Annotated in this window: 23 protein-coding genes and 1 tRNA gene; 12 read left to right on the plus strand and 12 right to left on the minus strand. The window is 71.7% G+C overall.

Annotated features, from left to right (window positions below; translation table 11 throughout):
• Positions 1 to 55: 55 nt before the first annotated feature.
• Positions 56 to 129, plus strand: a tRNA-Asp gene (locus A6F73_RS15430).
• A gap of 357 nt (positions 130 to 486) precedes the next feature.
• On the opposite strand, the gene bldC is transcribed toward A6F73_RS15430, so the two are convergent.
• Both bldC and A6F73_RS15440 read right to left on the minus strand, forming a co-directional pair.
• Entirely contained in the window at positions 487 to 693 is a 207-nt protein-coding gene (gene bldC / locus A6F73_RS15435; protein ID WP_014137253.1) for a developmental transcriptional regulator BldC, read from the minus strand.
• A gap of 485 nt (positions 694 to 1,178) precedes the next feature.
• Positions 1,179 to 2,066: a hypothetical protein gene (locus A6F73_RS15440; RefSeq protein ID WP_244293398.1), complete on the minus strand. Its 888-nt coding sequence runs from the start codon at positions 2,064 to 2,066 to the stop codon at positions 1,179 to 1,181.
• A gap of 209 nt (positions 2,067 to 2,275) precedes the next feature.
• Here A6F73_RS15440 and A6F73_RS15445 point away from each other — a divergent pair, with 209 nt between their 5' ends.
• Both A6F73_RS15445 and A6F73_RS15450 read left to right on the plus strand, forming a co-directional pair.
• Positions 2,276 to 3,433: a Glu/Leu/Phe/Val dehydrogenase dimerization domain-containing protein gene (locus A6F73_RS15445; RefSeq protein ID WP_063348337.1), complete on the plus strand. Its 1,158-nt coding sequence runs from the start codon at positions 2,276 to 2,278 to the stop codon at positions 3,431 to 3,433.
• Positions 3,434 to 3,849: 416 nt separating this feature from the next.
• The gene (locus tag A6F73_RS15450) at positions 3,850 to 4,107 is read left to right on the plus strand and encodes a DUF3073 domain-containing protein (protein WP_063348338.1); all 258 of its coding nucleotides are present in this window, start codon (positions 3,850 to 3,852) and stop codon (positions 4,105 to 4,107) included.
• A gap of 174 nt (positions 4,108 to 4,281) precedes the next feature.
• Here A6F73_RS15450 and purM read toward each other — a convergent pair whose 3' ends face one another.
• The 3 genes from purM to A6F73_RS15465 form a co-directional block, all read right to left on the minus strand.
• Positions 4,282 to 5,367 (minus strand): phosphoribosylformylglycinamidine cyclo-ligase, encoded by a 1,086-nt coding sequence (gene purM / locus A6F73_RS15455; RefSeq protein ID WP_063348339.1) that lies wholly within the window; start codon positions 5,365 to 5,367, stop codon positions 4,282 to 4,284.
• Positions 5,368 to 5,446: 79 nt separating this feature from the next.
• Entirely contained in the window at positions 5,447 to 7,030 is a 1,584-nt protein-coding gene (gene purF, locus A6F73_RS15460) for an amidophosphoribosyltransferase (protein ID WP_063348340.1), read from the minus strand.
• Positions 7,031 to 7,272: 242 nt separating this feature from the next.
• Positions 7,273 to 8,127, minus strand: a complete 855-nt coding sequence (locus A6F73_RS15465; protein WP_063348341.1) for a hypothetical protein — start codon at positions 8,125 to 8,127, stop codon at positions 7,273 to 7,275.
• Positions 8,128 to 8,253: 126 nt separating this feature from the next.
• On the opposite strand from A6F73_RS15465, the gene A6F73_RS15470 reads away from it, so the two are divergent.
• From A6F73_RS15470 to A6F73_RS15480, 3 genes are all read left to right on the plus strand, one after another.
• Positions 8,254 to 9,537 carry an adenylosuccinate synthase gene (locus tag A6F73_RS15470; protein WP_063348342.1) on the plus strand — a complete coding sequence of 428 codons (1,284 nt, stop codon included), beginning with the start codon at positions 8,254 to 8,256 and terminating at the stop codon, positions 9,535 to 9,537.
• Between the two features lie 125 nt (positions 9,538 to 9,662).
• Positions 9,663 to 10,292, plus strand: a complete 630-nt coding sequence (locus A6F73_RS15475) for a GNAT family protein (protein WP_063348343.1) — start codon at positions 9,663 to 9,665, stop codon at positions 10,290 to 10,292.
• A 60-nt stretch (positions 10,293 to 10,352) separates the two neighbouring features.
• Positions 10,353 to 10,553, plus strand: a complete 201-nt coding sequence (locus tag A6F73_RS15480) for a DUF397 domain-containing protein (RefSeq protein WP_063348344.1) — start codon at positions 10,353 to 10,355, stop codon at positions 10,551 to 10,553.
• A gap of 51 nt (positions 10,554 to 10,604) precedes the next feature.
• On the opposite strand, the gene A6F73_RS41460 is transcribed toward A6F73_RS15480, so the two are convergent.
• Positions 10,605 to 10,763, minus strand: coding sequence for a hypothetical protein (locus tag A6F73_RS41460; protein WP_159398464.1), 159 nt, complete (start codon positions 10,761 to 10,763; stop codon positions 10,605 to 10,607).
• A 309-nt stretch (positions 10,764 to 11,072) separates the two neighbouring features.
• Between A6F73_RS41460 and A6F73_RS15485 the strand changes: the two genes are divergently transcribed.
• From A6F73_RS15485 to A6F73_RS15500, 4 genes are all read left to right on the plus strand, one after another.
• Entirely contained in the window at positions 11,073 to 11,924 is an 852-nt protein-coding gene (locus A6F73_RS15485; protein ID WP_063348345.1) for a helix-turn-helix transcriptional regulator, read from the plus strand.
• On the plus strand, positions 11,921 to 12,121 hold the full coding sequence (locus tag A6F73_RS15490; RefSeq protein WP_063348346.1) for a DUF397 domain-containing protein: 201 nt from the start codon (positions 11,921 to 11,923) through the stop codon (positions 12,119 to 12,121). The genes A6F73_RS15485 and A6F73_RS15490 overlap by 4 nt, the downstream gene beginning before the upstream one ends.
• Positions 12,122 to 12,287: 166 nt before the next feature.
• Entirely contained in the window at positions 12,288 to 14,021 is a 1,734-nt protein-coding gene (metG, locus tag A6F73_RS15495; protein ID WP_063348347.1) for a methionine--tRNA ligase, read from the plus strand.
• Positions 14,022 to 14,204: 183 nt separating this feature from the next.
• Positions 14,205 to 14,516: a metalloregulator ArsR/SmtB family transcription factor gene (locus A6F73_RS15500; RefSeq protein WP_063348348.1), complete on the plus strand. Its 312-nt coding sequence runs from the start codon at positions 14,205 to 14,207 to the stop codon at positions 14,514 to 14,516.
• 66 nt (positions 14,517 to 14,582) lie between these two features.
• Here the strand turns inward: A6F73_RS15500 and A6F73_RS15505 are convergent, their stop codons facing one another.
• Together A6F73_RS15505 and A6F73_RS15510 are read right to left on the minus strand one after the other, a co-directional pair.
• Positions 14,583 to 15,485: a class I SAM-dependent methyltransferase gene (locus A6F73_RS15505; RefSeq protein WP_063348349.1), complete on the minus strand. Its 903-nt coding sequence runs from the start codon at positions 15,483 to 15,485 to the stop codon at positions 14,583 to 14,585.
• Positions 15,486 to 15,626: 141 nt separating this feature from the next.
• Complete coding sequence (locus tag A6F73_RS15510) at positions 15,627 to 16,625, minus strand: NAD(P)/FAD-dependent oxidoreductase (RefSeq protein WP_063348350.1); 999 nt, start codon at positions 16,623 to 16,625, stop codon at positions 15,627 to 15,629.
• A 225-nt stretch (positions 16,626 to 16,850) separates the two neighbouring features.
• On the opposite strand from A6F73_RS15510, the gene A6F73_RS15515 reads away from it, so the two are divergent.
• Positions 16,851 to 17,906 carry an aldo/keto reductase gene (locus tag A6F73_RS15515; protein ID WP_063348351.1) on the plus strand — a complete coding sequence of 352 codons (1,056 nt, stop codon included), beginning with the start codon at positions 16,851 to 16,853 and terminating at the stop codon, positions 17,904 to 17,906.
• A gap of 27 nt (positions 17,907 to 17,933) precedes the next feature.
• Here the strand turns inward: A6F73_RS15515 and A6F73_RS15520 are convergent, their stop codons facing one another.
• From A6F73_RS15520 to A6F73_RS15530, 3 genes are all read right to left on the minus strand, one after another.
• On the minus strand, positions 17,934 to 18,503 hold the full coding sequence (locus A6F73_RS15520) for a GNAT family N-acetyltransferase (RefSeq protein ID WP_079135707.1): 570 nt from the start codon (positions 18,501 to 18,503) through the stop codon (positions 17,934 to 17,936).
• A gap of 164 nt (positions 18,504 to 18,667) precedes the next feature.
• Positions 18,668 to 19,090 carry a DUF350 domain-containing protein gene (locus A6F73_RS15525; protein ID WP_063348352.1) on the minus strand — a complete coding sequence of 141 codons (423 nt, stop codon included), beginning with the start codon at positions 19,088 to 19,090 and terminating at the stop codon, positions 18,668 to 18,670.
• Between the two features lie 121 nt (positions 19,091 to 19,211).
• Positions 19,212 to 19,700, minus strand: a complete 489-nt coding sequence (locus A6F73_RS15530; RefSeq protein WP_063348353.1) for an LURP-one-related family protein — start codon at positions 19,698 to 19,700, stop codon at positions 19,212 to 19,214.
• Between the two features lie 91 nt (positions 19,701 to 19,791).
• Between A6F73_RS15530 and A6F73_RS15535 the strand changes: the two genes are divergently transcribed.
• Positions 19,792 to 20,301, plus strand: a complete 510-nt coding sequence (locus A6F73_RS15535) for a GNAT family N-acetyltransferase (protein WP_063348354.1) — start codon at positions 19,792 to 19,794, stop codon at positions 20,299 to 20,301.
• 38 nt (positions 20,302 to 20,339) lie between these two features.
• On the opposite strand, the gene A6F73_RS15540 is transcribed toward A6F73_RS15535, so the two are convergent.
• Positions 20,340 to 20,594, minus strand: coding sequence for a hypothetical protein (locus A6F73_RS15540; RefSeq protein WP_063348355.1), 255 nt, complete (start codon positions 20,592 to 20,594; stop codon positions 20,340 to 20,342).
• Positions 20,595 to 20,696 lie beyond the last annotated feature (102 nt).

Genomic DNA, 20,696 nt, shown 5'->3' on the forward strand with positions numbered 1-20,696 from the left:
TACAGTCTGTCTTGTTCGCAGCGCGGCAAGCGAGTGAACGAGATCAGAAAACTCTGGTCCCGTGGAGCAGTTGGTTAGCTCGCCACCCTGTCAAGGTGGAGGTCGCGGGTTCAAGTCCCGTCGGGATCGCCGCAGTGCGAGAGGCCCGGAACCGTCAGGTTCCGGGCCTCTCGCTTTTGGCGTCCGGTGTTTATCCCGGACCAGGTCCAGACCACAAGTGACAGACGGTGTGACGGTCGTCACTTATCTTTTCCCGAGAGCACCCCCGCACCACCCTCACCAAGACCTCACTAATTTAATATGTAAAATTGTACAGCCATTAACTGTAAATCCCCCCCGCATCATGCGCATCAAATCGTTATCCGGAGTTCAGCATTCCGTACGTTGTGCCGAGTACCCGGGCACGGCGGGCGGGCATGGCAAAGGGGCCGCTTACCGGACCCGGCGGAGTCCGGTAAGCGGCCCCTTTAAAGAGCCTTTGGCCTATCAGGCCTCAGTGCGCTGAGCGGGAATCCCGGCCAGCAGAGCGCGCACCTCCGCCTCGCGGTAACGGCGGTGACCGCCGAGCGTGCGAATGGACGTCAGCTTGCCCGCCTTGGCCCAACGAGTGACCGTCTTCGGGTCCACGCGGAACATGGTGGCGACCTCTGCCGGCGTCAGCAGGGGCTCAGCATCAGGGGTACGAGCGGTCATGAGCGGCCTCCTCGGGAGAACCGAACCAGGGCGGTTCTATCCTTCAAATTCTGCACCTTGGCCCGCGATGCCCGAAATGGCATAGACGGGCCGAGTCGGTTATAGGACGAACGGCTTGTCCTGGTGTCTACAACTACACCATCCGTCCAGCCCTATCGACCAAACCGCCAAAATTGACCCCTCACGGGTTCAAGAGCGACGGATGGCGATGGACCACCCCATAACGGGCAGTCACGCGGCCGTGACGCCTGGTTACGAGGGGACCAGACCCCCTGTTTCCCCGCAAAGCACGCATCGACTCCAGAACCACCCAAAAGTGGGCATGCCCGCGTGAAGTTGGGCTGGTTGTCCCATTTTTGCACATAGGGGTAAGTTCGCGTCAACGGTGAGTAGTGTCACGTTCGACAGCTATTGACCCGAACCGGGACCTTGGTCATCCAGCTCGGGCCATAGGACTCTTACAGTCATACACGGCTGGTCGGACGTCAGTTCGCGTACCGCAGCGCCAGCACCCTGCGCCAGCGCGCCGTCAGTTCCCCGTACGCGTGCAGCGCCTGTGCGGTGTCCCCCGCCCGCAGCGCGCGCAGCCCCTCCTCCAGCTCCCCCGCCGAACGATCCGCCAACAGCCGCTCCGGCCCCAGCACATGCACCAGCCCCCCGTAGTCCAGCTCCACCAGCGAGCGCGGATGGAATTCCTCCAGCCACCGCCCGATCTGCTCCGCCCCCCGGACCAGTTCCCCGTCCGGCACCTCTTCACGCAGCGCCCGGAAGGCCCGGGCCACCCGGCGGCGCGCCTGCGCCATCGGCGCCAGGTAGAACAGCGCCGCCGCCCGCCCCGGTTTGCCCGGCTCCTGCGCCGGCACGAAACAGCGGTCCTCGTCCCCGAACGGCAGGAACCAGCGCACCGGCACCTCCCACCGGCTGGTCAGGATCCACGGCCGGGCGTCCGGATGGCCGGCCCGCCAGCGCTCCCGGTCCGCCTCCGCCGCCGCCCGGGCCACCGGCGGCACCGCGGTGTCCAGCAGCGCCACCGGCGCGGCCGCCCGCAGCTCCTCCAACGCCTGCCAGCTGCGCAGCCTGGTCGCCCACGGGCAGACGTACAGCACGCCGTCCACCACCCGCAGGTAGGCCCGCCCGCTCTCCCGCTCGGGCAGCGCCCGGGGCGTCCGGGCGGCCAGCTCCGCCAGCGCCTCCCGCTGCTCCTCCAGGACGGCCGCGGCCACCGGCTGCGCCGCCTCGACGGCGTCCGGGCCGTGCTCCGCCGCGTAGGCCTGCCAGCGCACCCGCTCGGACTCCGGGTAGGCGGCCAGCGGCTCGTAGACCCGCAGGTGGGCGGCGTAGGGCGGCAGTACCGAGGTGCGCACGACGGTCACGTCCTGCATGGTCGCACGCGCCGACCGGCCCCGGGAGGGCGCGCCCGCGAACCGTTCGCGCCCGCACCGCGCACCCCCCCTGCGTCTCACTCCTCGGACCACCGGGACAAGCTCGGACAAGAGGGCGGATCGGCGACGCTCCCGCGACTACGCTTCGCCCTAGGCGCCCGCACCACAGCAGGCGGGCCTTCGATACTGGAGTCACCACAGTGACCGACGTACAGACATCCGCCACGCACCCCGCACCCGGAGTGCTCAGCAGGATCTTCCGCACCGAGCAGGACGGCGCCCCCGGCGACGGCCACGAGCAGGTCGTCCTCTGCCACGACCGCAGCTCCGGGCTCAAGGCGATCATCGCCATCCACTCCACCGCGCTGGGCCCGGCCCTCGGCGGCACCCGCTTCTTCCCGTACGCCTCCGAGGAGGCGGCCCTGGAGGACGCGCTCAACCTGTCCCGCGGCATGTCCTACAAGAACGCGCTGGCCGGGCTCGACCTCGGCGGCGGCAAGGCCGTCATCATCGGCGACCCCAACAAGGACAAGAACGAGGCGATGCTCCGTGCCTACGGCCGCTTCGTGGAGTCCCTGCGCGGCCGCTACATCACCGCCTGCGACGTGGGCACCTACGTGCAGGACATGGACGTCATCGCGCGCGAGACGCAGTTCGTGACGGGCCGCTCGCCCGAGCACGGCGGCGCCGGCGACTCGTCCATCCTGACCGCCTTCGGCGTCTTCCAGGGCATGCGCGCCACCGCCCAGGCCCGTTGGGGCCAGCCGACCCTGCGCGGCAAGCGGGTCGGCGTCGCGGGCGTCGGCAAGGTCGGCCACTACCTGGTCGGCCACCTCGTCGCGGACGGCGCCACCGTCGTCATCACCGACGTCTCCGAGACCGCCGTGAACCGCGTCCGCGCGGCCCACCCGGAGGTGGAGGTCGTCGCCGACACCGCCGCCCTGCTGCAGGCCCGGCTGGACGTCTACGCCCCCTGCGCCCTGGGCGGCGCGCTGACCGACGACACGGTGGCCGCGCTCGGCGAGTCCGGCACCACGATCGTCTGCGGCGCGGCCAACAACCAGCTGGCCCACCCGGGCGTCGAGAAGGACCTCGCGGACCGCGGCATCCTCTACGCGCCGGACTACCTGGTGAACTCCGGCGGCGTGATCCAGGTCGCCGACGAGATCGAGGGCTTCAACTTCGACCGGGCCAAGAACAAGGCCACCAGGATCTTCGACACCACCCTGGAGATCTTCACCCGGGCCGCCTCCGACGGCGTCCCGCCGGCGGTCGCCGCCGACCGCCTGGCCGAGAAGCGGATGCGCGAGATCAGCGCGCTGCGCACGGTCCTGCTGCCGGGCGCCCGCCGGGCCTGATCCGGCGCCCCCGGAACCTCGGACGCGCGGGGGGCGGCCGCACCCCCGTGACCCGCCCCCGGGCGGGAGGGGCCCAGCCGTCCCCCGCGCATCACGATGTGGAACCGGATTCTCACTTCTGCGCCCGATCGGGTGATCCAAGGTCCCCCTTGGGGGGATAATCGGTCCTGGAACGACGGACCTGAGACACCTCCGGACAGCGCGCAAACCGCCGCAAAACCTCCCCTGACCTGGGAAGACCTGGTCTCGGGTGCGGTCGGTGCGCGCCACGTCACACCGACGACGTACCGTCCAGCGGCGGAAACAGGTACCGTTAATGCTCCAAGGGACGGTCCTCCCATTCGGGCAGGCCGCTCCTGATCATGAACACGTGTCAGACTCGGGGCCGTGAGCCCCATCGTTGAGGGGGTCGACCCATGGGGCGCGGCCGGGCCAAGGCCAAGCAGACGAAGGTCGCCCGCGAGCTGAAGTACAACAGCGGCGGGTTTGACGCTAACCGTCTGTCCAACGAGCTGGGCGCATCGCCGTCCACCGCTCCGATCGACCCGGAGCCGATCGAGGAGGAGGAGGACGACGACCCGTATGCCGAGTACGCCGCCCGCTATGCCGACCTCGACGACGAGGACGACACCGAGCCGGGCACCGGGCCGTCGCAGGCCTCTCGCCGCTCGTAGCCAGTAGTTTCGCCGACCGGCCCAGCGCCCAGCGCGCCAGGCCGGTCTTCGGCGTTTCCGCGTACCGGATGGCGTACCGGGTGGCGTACCGGGTGGGTCGCCGCCCCCCGGGTGGCAGGACGCGGAAGGGCCCCTCCGGTGCGCCGGAGGGGCCCTTCCGTCGTCCCGCCGGGCTCAGCCCGCGGTGAAGCCCTCGTAGGCGTTGTAGAGCGCCGCGCCGGCCTCGTGCTCGCCGGTGCGCTCGACGATGTCGCCGAGCAGCCAGGCCTCGACGCCGCGGTCCTCCAGGATCGCCAGCACGGCGTCCACCGAGGACGGCGGGACGACCGCGACCATGCCGACGCCCATGTTGAGCGTCTTCTCGATCTCCAGGGTGGCCACCTTGCCGACCTGGGCGACGGTCTGGAAGACCGGCAGCGGGGTCCAGGTGCCGCGGTCCAGGCGGGCGTGCAGGCCGTCCGGGACGACCCGGGCCAGGTTGGCCGCCAGGCCGCCGCCGGTGACGTGCGAGAAGGCGTGGATCTCGGTGGCGCGGGTGAGCGCCAGGCAGTCCAGCGAGTAGATCCGGGTCGGCTCCAGCAGCTCCTCGCCGAGCGTGCGGCCGAACTCCTCGACCTTGCGGTCCAGCTTCCAGCCGGCCTCGTTCAGCAGCACGTGGCGCACCAGCGAGTAGCCGTTGGAGTGCAGGCCCGAGGCCGCCATCGCGATCACCACGTCGCCGGCCCGCACGCGGTCGGCGCCGAGCAGCGCGTCCGCCTCGACCACGCCGGTGCCGGCGCCCGCGACGTCGTACTCGTCCGGGCCGAGCAGGCCCGGGTGCTCGGCGGTCTCGCCGCCGACCAGGGCGCAGCCGGCCAGCGCGCAGCCCTCGGCGATGCCCTTGACGATCGCGGCGACCCGCTCCGGCACGACCTTGCCGACGCAGATGTAGTCGGTCATGAACAGCGGCTCGGCGCCGCACACCACCAGGTCGTCGACGACCATGCCGACCAGGTCGTGGCCGATGGTGTCGTGCTTGTCCATGGCGGCCGCGATGGCCACCTTGGTCCCCACGCCGTCGGTGGCCGAAGCCAGCAGCGGCCGCTCGTAGCGCTTGAAGGCGGACGCGTCGAAGAGGCCGGCGAAGCCGCCGAGACCGCCGACCACCTCGGGGCGGTTCGCCTTCTTCACCCACTGCTTCATGAGCTCGACGGCGCGGTCGCCCGCCTCGATGTCGACGCCGGCTGCGGCGTAGGTGGCGCCGTTCTGGTTGCTGGTCACTACGGTGCGGCCCTCTCGGGTCTGGTGGGGGCTGGAACAGCGGTGGGGCCCCGTTTCGCGGGACCCCACCGTGGATTCGTTACGGGCGGCGCAGCGCGTCGGCCGCGCCCGCCCCGCCGAGCAGCGACTGGACGCCGTCCAGGTCGCTGCCGCTGGTCGGCTTGCCGCGCACGGCCGGCGGCTGCTGGCTGCCCTTGATCTCGGCCTCCAGCAGGAGCTTGCCGAGCAGTGCCGGGTCCGGCAGCTCCATCGGGTACTCGCCGTCGAAGCAGGCCCGGCAGAGCCTGTCCTTGGGCTGCTTGGTGGCCTCGATCATGCCGTCGATCGAGATGTAGGAGAGCGAGTCCGCGCCGAGGGTGCGGCCGATCTCCTCGACGGTCATCCCGTTGGCGATCAGCTCCGCGCGGGTGGCGAAGTCGATGCCGAAGAAGCACGGCCACTTCACCGGCGGCGAGGAGATCCGGATGTGCACCTCGGCGGCGCCGGCCTCGCGCAGCATCCGCACCAGCGCGCGCTGGGTGTTGCCGCGGACGATCGAGTCGTCGACGACCACCAGGCGCTTGCCCGCGATGACCTCGCGCAGCGGGTTGAGCTTGAGCCGGATGCCGAGCTGACGGATGGTCTGGCTGGGCTGGATGAAGGTGCGGCCCACGTAGGCGTTCTTCACCAGGCCGGAGCCGTACGGGATGCCGCTGGCCTCGGCGTAGCCGATCGCGGCGGGGGTGCCGGACTCCGGCGTCGCTATCACCAGGTCGGCCTCGGCGGGCGCCTCCTTCGCCAGGCGGCGGCCCATCTCCACGCGGGAGAGGTGCACGTTGCGCCCGGCGATGCTGGTGTCGGGGCGGGCCAGGTAGACGTACTCGAACACGCAGCCCTTGGGCTTCGCCTCGGCGAAGCGGGAGCTGCGCATGCCGTTCTCGTCGACGGCGATCAGCTCGCCGGGCTCGACCTCGCGGATGAACGAGGCGCCGCAGATGTCCAGCGCCGCCGTCTCGGAGGCGACCACCCAGCCGCGCTCCAGCCGGCCGAGCACCAGCGGGCGGATGCCCTGCGGGTCGCGGGCGGCGTAGAGGGTGTGCTCGTCCATGAAGACGAGCGAGAACGCGCCCTTGACCTTGGGCAGCACGACCTTGGCCGTCTCCTCGATGGAGAGGTCCGGGTGGCCGGCGAGCAGCGCGGTCACCAGGTCGGTGTCGTTGGTCGCGGCGCTCCGCCCGGAGCGGGAGACGTGCTCCTCACCGGGCAGTTCGGCGACCATCTCCGCCAGTTCGGCGGTGTTCACCAGGTTTCCGTTGTGCCCGAGGGCCAGCGAACCGTGCACGGTCGCGCGGAAGGTCGGCTGGGCGTTCTCCCAGACCGAGGACCCGGTGGTCGAGTAGCGGGCGTGTCCGACGGCGATATGCCCGTGCAACGACCCCAGGGAGGCCTCGTCGAAGACCTGGGAGACAAGCCCCATGTCCTTGAAGACGAGAATCTGGGAGCCGTTGCTCACTGCGATGCCCGCGGATTCCTGACCGCGGTGCTGCAGGGCGTAAAGGCCGAAGAACGTGAGCTTGGCGACCTCCTCGCCGGGAGCCCAGACACCGAAGACGCCGCAAGCGTCCTGGGGGCCTTTCTCACCGGGAAGAAGATCGTGGTTGAGTCTTCCGTCACCACGTGGCACGTCTTCGAGTCTAGGGCAGCGGGCACCGGCTTCCGGAACCCGGGCGGCCGGGATTGTCTGGCGATCGGCCGGTAACGCGCGTAGACAAAACCCCTTACCAGGTGGGGATTTCGGGTGGGGGGAATTCCGGCCGGAGGCGGTTGGCCTTGTGGTTCGCGCCTGTTGGGGCGTTCCGTGTGCGGAGAGCCGGGAGTCGGGGCGGCCGCGAAAGTGAGCCTGCTCACCCGGGGTTCACCCCGGCGTCACGCGGCGGGCAGCAACAGGCCCCAGGCGCCCGGGTGGACCGTCCAGGTGCGGGCGCGGACCGGACCGACGGGGTGGCCGTCCGCCTCGTAGCCGAAGCCGCGCCCGACCACCGAGACGCTCTCCGCCCGGGCGCGCACCAGGGCGCCGGGCGCGCGGATCACCACCTCCAGCACGCCCGCGCCGTCCGCCTCGACGCCCGGCAGGGTCAGCTGGACCAGCCGCACCGGCCGGTGCACGTCGGCGAGCAGCCGGCCGTCGGCCTCGACCCGGACCCGGGGATTGTGCTCGGCGCAGGACCGGCCGTCCGCCGTGAGTGCGTTCGCCTGCTCGGCCGCAGCCAGTTTCGCCCATAGCGAACGCCAACCACCCGTACGGCCGGCCGGTCGCCGCGTCCCGGCACCGGTGATCCGCACCCCTCCCAGCGCCACCCCGCCGCCGTCGTCCACCAGCAGGTCGAGCTTGCGCGCCGCACCCGACAGCACCGCCCGCGCGGCCCGGACCGGCTCGCCCGGCACCCCGAGCGCGCGGGCCGCGGCCAGCTCCTCCGACCGGCCGACCGGAACCATGCCCACCGGATCCGCGCCCAGCTCACGCTGGCGGTACAGGGCTTGGAGCACCCGCTGCAACGCCAGGTCGGAACCGATCACGACCGGTCGCCGCCGACCCCGGTGCGAAAGCACCCGGTCGAGTTCGGACGGGCTCTCCGGATAGACCACCTTGACGTCCGCGCCTCCGCAGAGCACGTCCTTCGCGATCCGCACCGACTCGCCGTCGGTGTGCCGGGCCGCCGGGTCGAGGAGCAGCAGGAGCGGCTCGGGGCCGCCGGTTGCGGGCGTGGACAGGGACGACACGACCGGTCCTTCCTCAGGTAATCTCTCGGTGCAAGAGCCCCTTGCGCTACTGCGCCAGGGGCTTCGTCTATCTCGGGGCAGACTGCGGCCTACGCAGGATGCCCCAACCGGAAGGGGTGTACGCCTGTGCCGGCACTCGTGCTCGTTGGCGCTCAGTGGGGGGACGAGGGCAAGGGGAAGGCCACCGACCTCCTCGGCGGCTCCGTCGACTACGTCGTCCGCTACCAGGGCGGCAACAACGCCGGTCACACGGTGGTCATCGGCGACCAGAAGTACGCCCTGCACCTGCTCCCCTCCGGCATCCTCAGCCCTAACGTGACGCCGGTCATCGGCAACGGCGTCGTCATCGACCCGGGCGTGCTGCTCTCCGAGCTGAGCGGCCTCAACGACCGTGGCATCGACACCTCGAAGCTGCTGGTCTCGGGCAACGCCCACCTGATCACGCCGTACCACCGCACCCTGGACAAGGTCACCGAGCGCTTCCTCGGCAAGCGCCGGATCGGCACCACCGGCCGCGGCATCGGCCCGACCTACGCGGACAAGATCAACCGCGTCGGCATCCGGGTCCAGGACCTGTTCGACGAGTCGATCCTGCGCCAGAAGATCGAAGCGGCGCTGCACGACAAGAACCAGATCCTGGTCAAGCTGTACAACCGCCGCGCCATCCCGGCCGAGCTGGTCGTCGAGGAGTACCTCGGCTACGCGGACAAGATCAAGCCCTTCCTCGCCGACACCACCCTCGTCCTGGACCAGGCGCTCAAGGCGAACAAGGTCGTCCTGCTGGAGGGCGGCCAGGGCACCCTGCTCGACGTCGACCACGGCACGTACCCCTTCGTGACCTCGTCGAACCCGACCTCGGGCGGCGCCTGCACCGGCGCCGGCATCGGCCCGACCAAGATCGACCGGGTCATCGGCATCCTGAAGGCGTACACCACCCGCGTCGGCTCGGGCCCGTTCCCGACCGAGCTGCTGGACGAGGACGGCGAGGCGCTGCGCCGCATCGGCGGCGAGCGCGGTGTCACCACCGGCCGTGACCGTCGCTGCGGCTGGTTCGACGCGGTCATCGCGCGCTACGCGACCCGGGTCAACGGCCTCACCGACTTCTTCCTCACCAAGCTCGACGTGCTCACCGGCTGGGAGCAGATCCCGGTCTGCGTCGCGTACGAGATCGACGGCAAGCGGGTCGAGGAACTCCCGTACAACCAGTCCGACTTCCACCACGCCAAGCCGATCTACGAGACGCTGCCGGGCTGGACCGAGGACATCAGCAAGGCGAAGACCTTCGCCGAGCTGCCGAAGAACGCGCAGGCGTACGTGAAGGCGCTGGAGGAGATGTCCGGCGCGCCGATCTCCGCCATCGGCGTCGGCCCGGGCCGCGACGAGACGATCCAGATCAACTCGTTCATCTGAGCCTGATCCGGTCGAGGGCCCTGCGGGACACGTCCCGCAGGGCCCTTCGCTTTGCCCGCTCCGTCAATTTTGCACTAGCGCAGAAGTCCATTGCATCTAGTGCAGCGTGGCGCTACCTTTCCGGCATGACCGCACAGCCGCCCACACCCGTCACCCTCACCGGCCGCCACATCCGCCTGGAGCCCCTCGGCCGCCACCACCTGCCCGACCTGTGGGCCGGCGTCGGCCCCGACCCGGAGGTCTGGCGCTGGATCCCCTCCCTCCCGCCCGCCACCGAGGAGGAACTGGGCGCGATCATCGACGCCCGGCTCGCCGAGGTGGCGGCCGGATCGGCGGTGAAGTTCGCCGTGATCGACCTCCCCAGCGGCCGGGCCGTCGGCGTCACCGGCTACTACGACTTCAGGGCCGTCGACGAGGTCGTCGAGATCGGCGGCACCTGGTACGACCGCTCGGTCTGGCGCACGCCCGTCAACACCGAGGCCAAGCTGCTGCTGCTCTCCCACGCCTTCGACGACCTGGGCATGGGCCGGGTCTACTGGAAGACGGACGCGCTCAACGAGCGCTCCCGCAACGCGATCCTGCGCCTCGGCGCCCAGTACGAGGGCGTCCACCGCCGCGAGAAGCGGCGCGACACCGGCGTGTGGCGCGACACCGCCTACTTCTCGATGCTCGCCGACGAGTGGCCCGTCGCCCGGATCCGCCTCGTCGAGCGCCTTTCGCGCGGTGCCGAACCCTCCGTGCGCCCCCGTTCCTGAACGGCCCCCCGGGAGTTGTCCAGGGTGCCAGGCAGGAACCGGAATGGGAGAAGGCAACCGATGACCCAGCAGTGGCAGAAGTCCACCAGCAGCACCCGGGACGGCAGTGACTCCGTGGAGGTGTCCGTCAACGAACGGGGGCTGATCGAGGTCCGCGAATCCGAGAGCCCCGACGCGATCATCGTCACCACCCCGCAGAAGTTCGCGCTCTGGATCGAGGGCGTGAAGCGCGGCGAATTCGACCACTTCGGCGACGGCTGACCGCACCCTCCGGTGGCCCCCCTCCCGGCGGGGGGCCACCGCTGCCGCGCGCTATTTCTTCTCGACGGCGGCGGAGGAATGACGGACGACGAACTCGCGTTTTGCGGAACGCGGTTCGCGGGGTTGGGCGTTGACCAGCCAGACCAGCCAGCCGACGAATAGGACGGCGAGCAGGAGGGCGGACAAACCGGCGACGAGCAGGCCGTTCACCGGGTAGCGGGAATGCGGTGGGCGGGGGCGAGAAGCAGCGGAAGCGGCATGACAGTCTCCGGTCGGTGATGTCGAGCGTGCCGACCATGCATCTGGTGTGTATTTACGGCTGATTGGCGGCTGTTTAGGCCACAACAAGTCAGTGACTGACGCGGGATCGACCATAGGGTCGAGGTGCAAGACTTGCTACCGAGCGGGAGAACGTTCACTCCATCGTGGGGTATCCCCCATTTCAGTAGCTAGGGCCGGGTAAGCACGGCACACTTCACCGGAAGCATCGACCCGAGCCGCGATCCGGAGAAGAGAGTCATGCCACCCCGCTTGTCGCCGACCGTGCGTCAGCAGCGCCTTGGCATCGAGCTGCGCAAGATGCGCGAACGCGTGGGCGTGACGCCCAAGAGCCTGGCCGCCACCCTGGGCACCGACCTGCCCAAGATCTCGCAGATGGAGAACGGGAAGTCCGGCATCAGCGCCGAACGGCTCCGGCTCTGGGCCCGCACCTGCCACTGCTCCGACGGCCCCTACCTCGACGCGCTGCTCGCGATGACACAGGACCGGCGCAAGTACTGGTGGGACGGCTACCGCGGCAGGCTGCCCGGCGGACTCATCGACATCGCGGAAATGGAACACCACGCCGAGTCACTGGCCATCCTGCACACCACCTTCATCCCCGGACTGCTGCAGACCTCGGCGTACGCCTCCGCGGTGTTCGCCCGGGTCCGGCCGCCCATGCCCCAGCCGGACGCCGACGCCCGCACGGCATTCCGGATCCAGCGCCAGCGGCTGTTCACCGAACGCCCGAAGCCGTACGCCGCGTACATCCACGAATCCGCGCTGCGCATGCAGTTCGGCGGGGCGGTGGTGCTGCGCGACCAGCTGCTCGGCGTGCTGGAGGATTCCGAGCGGCCCGGGGTGGAGATCCGGACCATCCCGTTCAGCGTCGACACCTTTCCCGGGTCCGGAGAGAGCCTCTACCTCGCCCGCGGGCCCGTTCCCGAGCTCGACACCGTGCAGATCGACCTCTCGAACGGGCCGAAGTTCGTGCACCTCGACACCGAACTGCAGACCTACCGACAGATCAAGGAGGAGACCGCCGCGGTCGCCCTCGGGCCGGCCGAGTCCCGGGACTTCATCCGGGCCTTACTGAAAGACTTCTCATGACTGAGTGGCGGAAGTCCTCGTCCAGCGGCGAGAGCAACGAGTGCGTCGAGATCAGAGCCGCCGACGGTCTGGTGGAGATCCGCGAGTCGGACCGCCCCGAGATCGTCGTCCGGACCACGCCGCGCAAGTGGGCCGCGTTCGTCCGCGGGGTGAAGGCCGGGGAGTTCGACCGGTACAGCGACTCCGTCGGGCCCTGAACCGCACCCGCCCCCGAGCAGCACCGCCCTTGAACCGCACCCGCCCCTGAACCGCACCGCCCTCCCGGCCCGGCGGCGGTAGGCTTGGCAGCCCACAGTGGACCCCTGCGCCTGGCACAGCACTCCGGGTGGGGTGCGCGTGCGGGAGAAATCGGAGCATCCGAGGATGGCTCGGCACCTGGTCACCAGCGCCCTTCCGTACATCAACGGGATCAAGCACCTGGGCAACATGGTCGGGTCGATGCTCCCGGCGGACGTCTACTCCCGCTACCTGCGCCAGCGCGGCCACGAGGTGCTCTACATCTGCGCGACCGACGAGCACGGCACGCCCGCCGAACTGGCCGCGCAGGAAGCCGGGCTGCCCGTCGCCGAGTTCTGCGCCCAGGCGCACGACGCGCAGAAGGCGGTGTACGACGGCTTCGGGCTGTCCTTCGACCACTTCGGCCGCAGCTCCTCCCCGCAGAACCGCGAGATCACCCAGGAGATCGCCCGCGAACTCCAGCGCAACGGCTTCATCGAGGAGCGCGCGATCCGGCAGGTGTACTCCAACGCCGACGGCCGCTTCATGCCGGACCGCTACATCGTCGGCACCTGCCCGCACTGCGGCTACGACAAGGCACGCGGCGACCAGTGCGAGAACTGCACCCGGGTGCTGGACCCGACCGACCTGCTGGAGCCGCGTTCGGCGATCAGCGGCAGCTCCGACCTGGAGGTCCGGGAGACCAGGCACCTGTTCCTGCTCCAGTCGGAGCTGACCGACGAGGTCGAACAGTGGATCGCCGCCCACGGCGACGACTGGCCGGTGCTGGCCTCCTCGATCGCCCGCAAGTGGCTCACCGAGGGCCTCCAGGACCGCGCGATCACCCGCGACCTGGAGTGGGGCGTCCCGGTGCCGGCCGACGTCTGGCCGGAGCTGGCGGCCGAGGGCAAGGTGTTCTACGTCTGGTTCGACGCCCCGATCGAGTACATCGGCGCCACCAAGGAGTGGGCGGACGCGGCCCCGGCCGGGCAGGCCCGGGACTGGAAGTCCTGGTGGTACGAGGCCGACCACAGCGTCCGGTACACCGAGTTCATGGCCAAGGACAACGTCCCGTTCCACACCGTGATGTTCCCGGCCACGATCCTCGGCTCGCGCCGGCCGTGGAAGAAGGTCGACTACGTCAAGGCCTTCAACTGGCTGACGTACTACGGCGGGAAGTTCTCCACCAGCCAGAAGCGCGGCATCTTCACCGACGTCGCCCTGGAACTGCTGCCGGCCGACTACTGGCGCTACTTCCTGATGGCGCACGCCCCCGAGTCGGACGACTCCAGCTTCACCTGGGACCTCTTCGCCTCCGTCGTCAACAAGGACCTCGCCGACACCCTCGGCAACTTCGTCAACCGGGTACTCACCTTCAGCCGCAAGCGCTTCGGCGACGCCGTCCCGGCCGGCCACGCGCCCGGCGAGGCCGAACAGCGCCTCGGCGAGCAGATCGCCACCCTGCTGGCCGAGTACGAGGCCCAGTTGGACGCACTCAACTTCCGCAAGGCCGCGCAGGGGCTGCGCGCGCTGTGGAGCGCGGGCAACGCGTACCTGGACGAGAAGGCGCCCTGGCTCCAGGTGAAGACCGACCCGGACGCGGCGGCGCTGACCCTGCGCACCGCGATGAACCTGATCCAGCTGTACGCGGTGGTCTCCGAGCCGTTCATCCCGACCGCGGCGGCGGCGATGCGCGGCGCCTTCGCCCTGCCCGGGGACGCTCCGGCGGCCGGCCTGTCCTGGGTCGGCCCGGAGCAGGCGCGGGCACTGGACCTGGTGCCGGCCGGGACGGCGTTCACCGTGCCGCCGGTGCTGTTCGCCAAGATCACCGACGAGGACCTGGCCGCCTGGACCACCCGCTTCGGCGGCCAGGAGGGCTGAGCCCCGGCGGACGGCCCGGGGCCCGGGCCGTCCGCCACCTTCCCGACACCGGGGGGAATCTGACTCCACGTCACCGACGGTTCGTCCAGGTCATCGGCACCCCGCCGGGCGGAACCGCACTGCCCCACTGACCGGCGTCGGCTCGCCGAGGCCCTGCCGTAACACGCCGGTACGCTTCCAGCCATGGATGTTGACCTGGTCACCGCCCTGCGGGCGATCGCCAACCCGACGCGCCTGCAACTGCTGGCATGGTTGCGCGAACCCGAACGCCACTTCCCCCTGGAGGAAGCGGTCGCCGACCCGCGCGAGGTCGGCGTCTGCGTCAGCCACATCCAGGCCAAGGCCGGCCTCGCCCAGTCCACCGTCTCCGCCTACCTCGCCGAACTCCAGCGCGCCGGCCTCGTCCGCGCCACCCGCATCGGCAAGTGGACCCACTACCGCCGCGACGAGGCCCGCATCGCCGCCCTCATCACCGCTCTCGGTCACACCCTGTAGGCCTCTGCCGCAGCCGGGGCGGGGGAGCCCCCGCCCCGGCTGCGGTCGGCTCGGGCTCCGCAGTCGTCAGGCGGCCTTGCGGGCGGTGTGGACGGTCATGGCCGAGAGGAAGAAGGCGTCCGGGCGGTTCAGGATGCCGGTGGGGGTGTCCTCGGCGAGGAGGGCGTCGAGGGTGCTGCGGTCCTCGGCGGCGAGGTTGTCGGCGAGCTGGTCGCGCAGACGGGCGAGTTGGGTGTGGAGGTGCTCGCGGGCGGGGCGGGCGAGCGGGGCCGGGTGGTCGATCAGGAAGGTGCGGGTGCCGCTGGCGGTCAGACCGGCGCGGGTGAGCATGGCCGGCCAGTCCTCCACCTCCTCGGTGGCGCCGGGCAGTTCGGCGCGCATGGTGCTGAAGCCGTCCTCGTGCACGGCGTCGAGCCGGGCCTGGAAGCCGGCCCGGCCGAGACCGAAGTCGCGCGGCAGGTAGCGCAGCGGCAGGCCGCGTTCGGCGACGGCCAGCAGGCCGCCGGGCCGGAGCGTCGCGGCGAGGGAGGTCAGGGCGGCCTGCTGGTCGCCGAGGTGGTGGATCGCGTTGCCGGACCAGATCAGGTCGGCCTCGCCGAGCTTGCCGAACTCGGCGGGCAGGTCGGCCTGCTGGGTGCTCAGACGGCCGCCGGAACGGGCCCGGGCGCGCTCCAGCAGAGCGGCAGACTGGTCGACGGCGACCGTCTCGGCCTCGGGGAAGGCGTCCGCGAGCAGTCCGGCGATCACCCCGGGCCCGCTGCCGACGTCGAGGACCCGCCGCACCCCGTCGGCCTCGCCGTGCAGGGACCGCAGCCACTGCGCGGCCCCGGTGATGGCGGGGGTGCGCAGTTCGGCCTCCCGCTCCAGGTGGGCGGCGAGGACGTCCCAGTCGAAGTCGGCGGCGGGGACGTGGCCGTGGTGGTGCCCGTGCTGGTGCCCCTGGCCGTGCTGGTGCTGGTGTTCGGACATCGTGGGTTCTCCGATCGTGGGTGACGGAAAGGTGCTGCGGTCGGAAAGGTGCTGCAGTCGGAAGGGCACTGCGGTCGGAAAGGTGACGCCGGGCGAAGGTGCCGGGGGGAGCCGCGGGGAGCTGGGGGGAGCTTCCCCCGCTCAGGCGGGAACGGCGGCGCCGGACGCGCGGTGTTCGGCGACCGCCCGTCCGATCTCCTCCGCGACGAGGTCGTGGTCGAGGTCGAACGCCGCCGCCGCGCCCATCCCGGCGGCGACGACGACCTGGGCCCGCGGGTCGGCGACGTTGCCGACCGCCCAGACGCCGGGGACGCTGGTGCGGCCGGCCCGGTCGGTGGTGACCCAGCCGTTCTCGTCCCGGGCGCATTCCAGGCCGAAGAGCAGCGCGTCCCGGGGCACCGGCTGCGGGAAGACGAACACGGCCTCGCGCGGCACCACCCGGCCGTCGGCGAGTTCCACGCCGCGCAGCCGGTCGGCGTCCGTCACCAGCTGGGTGATCCGGCCTTCGACGACCCGGACGCCGCGGGCGGCGAGCCGCTCCCGCTCGGCCCCGGTCGGCGTGAGGGTGTGCGTGATCAGGACGACGTCCGCGGACCACTGCCGGAGCAGCAGCGCCTGGTTGACCGCGCCCGGGCCGGTGCCGAGCACGCCGAGCGGGCGGTCGCGGACCTCGTAGCCGTGGCAGTACGGGCAGTGCAGCACGTCGCGGCCCCAGCGTTCGAGCAGGCCCGGGAGCTCCGGGAGCCCGTCGCGCAGGCCGGTGGCGACGACCACCCGGCGCGCGTGCAGCACGGGGCCGCCCGCCAGGTGGACGGCGAAGCCCGTCCCCGCGCCTTCGGCGTCCGCGACGCCCTCGACGTGGTCGACCCGGGCGTCGATCAGGTCGACCCCGTAGCCGGCGACCTCCGCCCGGCCGACCTCCAGCAGCGCCGCCGGGGGCATGCCGTCCCGGCTCAGGTAGCCGTGCATGTGGGCGGCGGGGGCGTTGCGCGGCTGGCCCGCGTCCACCACCGCCACCCGGCGCCGGGCCCGGCCCAGCACCAGCGCGGCGCTCAGCCCGGCCGCGCCCGCGCCGACCACCACCGCGTCGTACTCGTCCCGGGGGGCCGTCGGCCCCGTCGTCCTCATCGTGTCGCCCATGGCGCTCACCTCCACCGCCAGGCTGCGACCGGACCAGCCATATCGGCAAGCTTTGTTGCCGTTTCCGCAAACGCCCGCGCCCACCCCGGCCACCGCCCGTCCGCTCCGCGCCACGGGCCCGGACTGCCCGAGTGGACGGGGATCCGGACCGACCCTTGCCATGGAGTGCACTCCAACTCCTAGCCTCTGACGCACCACCGACCCACCACCAGGGGGAGCAGCACCATGCGCTACCGCGTCCTCGGCGGCACCGGCATCGAAGTGAGCACCTACTGCCTCGGCACGATGATGCTCGGCTCCATCGGCAACCCCGACCACGACGACTGCGCCCGGATCATCAACACCGCGCTCGACCACGGCATCAACTTCGTGGACACCGCCGACATGTACTCGGCCGGCGAGTCCGAGGAGATCGTCGGCAGGACGCTGGCCGCCCGCGGCGACCGCGACGAGATCGTGCTCGCCACCAAGGGGCACTTCCCGATGGGCGAGGGCCACGGCCGCGGCGGCAACTCCCGGCGCTGGATCCTCCGGGCGGTCGAGGACAGCCTGCGCCGACTGCGCACCGACCGGATCGACCTCTACCAGATCCACCGGCCGGACCACACCACCGACGTCGAGGAGACCCTGTCCGTCCTCGGCGACCTCGTCCGGGCCGGCAAGATCCGCGCCTTCGGCTGCTCCACCTTCCCCGCCGAACAGATCGTCGACGCGCACCACGTCGCCGAGCGCCGCGCCCTGCCGCGCTTCCGCACCGAGCAGCCGCCGTACTCGCTGCTCGCCCGCGGCGTGGAGCGCGACGTGCTGCCCGTCGTCCAGCGGCTCGGCATGGGCGCACTGACCTGGAGCCCGCTCGCCTCCGGCTTCCTCACCGGCCGCTACCGCAAGGGCCGCCCGGCCGACCTGACCACCGGCCGCCCGACCCTCCACCCGGGCCGCTTCGACCCGACGCTGCCCACCACCGCGGCCAAGCTGGAGGCCGTCGAGGCCTTCACCGCCCTCGCCGGGGACCTCGGCCGCACCCTGCCCGAACTGGCCGTGGCCTTCCCGCTGGCGCACCCCGCCATCACCTCGGTGATCCTCGGCCCGCGCACCCACGACCAGCTGGAGGCGGCCCTCAAGGGCGCCGACCTGGTCCTCGACGACGCCACGCTGGACCGCATCGACGCCATCGTCCCGCCCGGCACCAACGTCTACCACCCCGACGGCGTCTGGCAGCCCCCGTCCGTCACCACCCCCGCCCTCCGCCGCCGCCCCACCACGGACCGCCCGGCGGGATAGCCGAGCCGGCCGCCCGCGGGAGGCCGGCTACTCCCTCGGGGCGGCAAAGCAGTGGACCACGACCGTGCGGTCGGCGGCCCACTGCTGTTCGCCGCTGCCGAGCCAGGTCCAGCCGAGGCGGCGGTAGCAGGCGTTCGCCGGGGCCGCGGTGGCGAGGACGTCGAGGACGGGGTGGAGGCCGAGCGCCCGCGCGTGCGCCACGGCGGCCGCCGCCAGCCGTGCGCCGATCCGGTGGCCGCGCGCCGTGGGGGCGACGTAGAGCCGGCCGATCACGGCGGTGAGTTCCGGGCGGCCGCCGGTGCGGCGGCTCCACAGACCGGGGGCGACGTCGCCGGGCGCACTGCGGGAGAGGCCCACGTGGCCGACCGGGCGGCCGTCCAGTTCGGCGACCCAGGCGGCGAGCAGGCCCCCGGGGGTGAGCCAGGCGGCGGGGCGGTCGGGCCAGTCGGCGGGGTAGCCGTCGGTGGTGTGGACGTCGCCGAGCACCCGGACGCAGTCGGCGAGGTCGGTGACGCGGCGCCGTCGGACGGACACCCCTGCCCCGGCCTGCCGCGAGCCGGACGCGACGACGTTGGCGCGTTCTTCAAGGTCAGCCATGCCGGTACGTTACCGGCCGGGCCCCACCGCCGCAGCAGGTCGGCGACCCCGGTCGGATCCTCCTCGCCACCGACGACGCCACCGACGACGCCACCGCCGCCCGTCGACCGACGCTCCATCAGCCGAACGTGCGGCCGGGCGCTCCCGGGCGCACGGGCGGGCCGTCAGGCGATCGCGGCCGACACCACCGCCGCGACCGCGATGTTGCAACTGGCCGAGACCCAGACCGCCGGGTGCGGCTCCGGATCGACCAGGATCGTGCCGAGCCTGCCGGGCGTCAGCAGGTCCACCGCCCAGAAGGCGACGGCCATCAGCACCAGCCCGAGCAGGCCGTAGCAGGCGGTCGAGACCAGGCCCTTGGCGAAGTCCGCGTAGGTGTACATGATCGCGGTGAAGACGATGCCGCCGATGCCGAGCAGCGCGGAGCTGAGCAGCACGGCGGCGTTGCGGTTGCGCTCGACCCAGATCTGGTGGCCGAGCCTGCCGGGCGTCAGCAGGTCCACCAGGCCGACGCCGAGGAGCAGCAGCACCACCCCGAGGGCTCCGTAGGCGGCCGCCGCGCCGAGCCCGTGCAGGATGTCGTTCATCGTGGTCCCAGCCCCCGGTCCGCTCGCCGATCCCCGACCGGCCTGGTCAAGGGTTGGCAAAAGATACCCCACCGGGGCGGGCGGCGGACCGGGGAAGCGGAGCCCCCTGGCGTCAGTCGGGTCAGTGTTCCTCGTGCACCAGGTGATCGACGCAGGCGGCGATCGCGAGCAGCAGACCGGTGTCGGCGCCGTCGGCGATCTCCACGCCGTAGGTGTCCCGGATCCGGAACCACTTGCGGGAGATCCGGGCGAGGTCGTCGCCGTGGTGGTTCTCGATCCGGTAGTCCTTGTCGATCAGGTCGCCGTGGATCTTCAGCTCGCCGCCGGAGGCCAGCTCCACCAGGTACTTGTCACGGAACGGGGTGAACAGCTTCTCCCGGACGGTCGCGATCACCTCGCCGTCGGCGTCCTCGATCTTCATCGCGTCGCGGACGGTGAACGCCTTCTCCTTCACCACCGCGACCACCCGCCCGTGCGCGTCCTTCAGCTCGAAGGTGTGCCGCAGCCGCAGCACCTTGCCGTCCACCAGGTACGCCTTGTGGCCCCGGTCGTCCTCGATCCAGTAGTCGTCTCCGACTGCGAACAGCTTCTCCCTGACCAGGTACCGCACAGCGGCCTCCTCCGTGTCGACGTGACCCCCATTCGACCCGATCCCCCCACCCGCCGGGAAGCACCGCCACACACGGGCGTTCAATGGCGGCATGCGTCCCGACCCCACCGCCCCGCTGCACAGCGAGCGCCTCGACCTCCTCCCGATCGGCCCCGAGCACGCCGAGGAGCTGGCCGCCGCCCTCGCCGACCCCGCCCTGCACGCCTTCACCGGCGGCTCCCCGGCCACCGCCGACGACCTGCGCGTGCGCTACGCCCGGCTCGCCGCCGGCTCCCCCGACCCCGCCGAGACCTGGGGCAACTGGGCGCTGCGGCTGCGCGCCGACGGCCGCCTCACCGGCTACGTCCAGACCACCGTCAGCCCCGGGGCCGCCGATCTCGCCTGGGTCGTCGGCACCCCCTGGCAGGGCCGCGGCCTGGCCACCGAGGCCGCCCGCGCCCTGCTCTCCCACCTCGCCGCCGCCGGCGTCAGCACCGTCACCGCCCACATCCACCCCGACCACCACGCCTCCGCCGCCGTCGCCCGGGCCCTCGGCCTCACCCCCACCGACGAGCAGCAGGACGGCGAGACCCGCTGGCAGGCGGAGCTCCCCCGCCCCTGACCCGGACCTGACCCGGCCATGGCCCTGCCCTGACGCCCTCAGTCCTCCTCGCCCGGCGCCGGATGCGGGTTGACGGCCTGCCCGTCGATCGGCTGCCCCCAGTCGTCGTCGCCCTCGGCCCCCACGCAGTACCCGGAGCCCTCCACCCACCCCCCGGCGTCCTGGCACTGCTCCGCGGTGACGTCACGCAGAACGGGCCGGGCGGCGGCCGCCGAGGCGGCGCCGGCACCGGTGGCGAGCAGGACAGCGGTCGCGACCGTCAGGGCCGACCGGAGCAGGGGTGAGGTGATCATGCGGACAACGACAGCACGAACCCCACCCCCCACCCCACCGACACGCCCGCCGCCCCCGCCCGCGACCACCGCCCCGGAATGCCGCACCGGAATGCCGCCCGA

The organism is Streptomyces sp. MJM8645 (assembly GCF_001625365.1).
In the GTDB taxonomy this organism is placed as follows: domain Bacteria; phylum Actinomycetota; class Actinomycetes; order Streptomycetales; family Streptomycetaceae; genus Kitasatospora.

Excerpts from the sequence above, each read along its gene's own strand:
- bldC (WP_014137253.1), bottom strand. The coding sequence starts at position 693 with ATGACCGCTCGTACCCCTGATGCTGAGCCCCTGCTGACGCCGGCAGAG.
- A6F73_RS15485 (WP_063348345.1), top strand. The coding sequence starts at position 11,073 with ATGCCACCCCGCTTGTCGCCGACCGTGCGTCAGCAGCGCCTTGGCATC.
- A6F73_RS15510 (WP_063348350.1), bottom strand. The coding sequence starts at position 16,625 with ATGGGCGACACGATGAGGACGACGGGGCCGACGGCCCCCCGGGACGAG.
- A6F73_RS15540 (WP_063348355.1), bottom strand. The coding sequence starts at position 20,594 with ATGATCACCTCACCCCTGCTCCGGTCGGCCCTGACGGTCGCGACCGCT.
- A6F73_RS15450 (WP_063348338.1), top strand. The coding sequence starts at position 3,850 with ATGGGGCGCGGCCGGGCCAAGGCCAAGCAGACGAAGGTCGCCCGCGAG.
- metG (WP_063348347.1), top strand. The coding sequence starts at position 12,288 with ATGGCTCGGCACCTGGTCACCAGCGCCCTTCCGTACATCAACGGGATC.
- A6F73_RS15520 (WP_079135707.1), bottom strand. The coding sequence starts at position 18,503 with ATGGCTGACCTTGAAGAACGCGCCAACGTCGTCGCGTCCGGCTCGCGG.
- A6F73_RS15535 (WP_063348354.1), top strand. The coding sequence starts at position 19,792 with ATGCGTCCCGACCCCACCGCCCCGCTGCACAGCGAGCGCCTCGACCTC.
- A6F73_RS15490 (WP_063348346.1), top strand. The coding sequence starts at position 11,921 with ATGACTGAGTGGCGGAAGTCCTCGTCCAGCGGCGAGAGCAACGAGTGC.
- A6F73_RS15505 (WP_063348349.1), bottom strand. The coding sequence starts at position 15,485 with ATGTCCGAACACCAGCACCAGCACGGCCAGGGGCACCAGCACGGGCAC.
- A6F73_RS15500 (WP_063348348.1), top strand. The coding sequence starts at position 14,205 with ATGGATGTTGACCTGGTCACCGCCCTGCGGGCGATCGCCAACCCGACG.
- A6F73_RS15480 (WP_063348344.1), top strand. The coding sequence starts at position 10,353 with ATGACCCAGCAGTGGCAGAAGTCCACCAGCAGCACCCGGGACGGCAGT.
- A6F73_RS15525 (WP_063348352.1), bottom strand. The coding sequence starts at position 19,090 with ATGAACGACATCCTGCACGGGCTCGGCGCGGCGGCCGCCTACGGAGCC.
- A6F73_RS15515 (WP_063348351.1), top strand. The coding sequence starts at position 16,851 with ATGCGCTACCGCGTCCTCGGCGGCACCGGCATCGAAGTGAGCACCTAC.
- A6F73_RS15475 (WP_063348343.1), top strand. The coding sequence starts at position 9,663 with ATGACCGCACAGCCGCCCACACCCGTCACCCTCACCGGCCGCCACATC.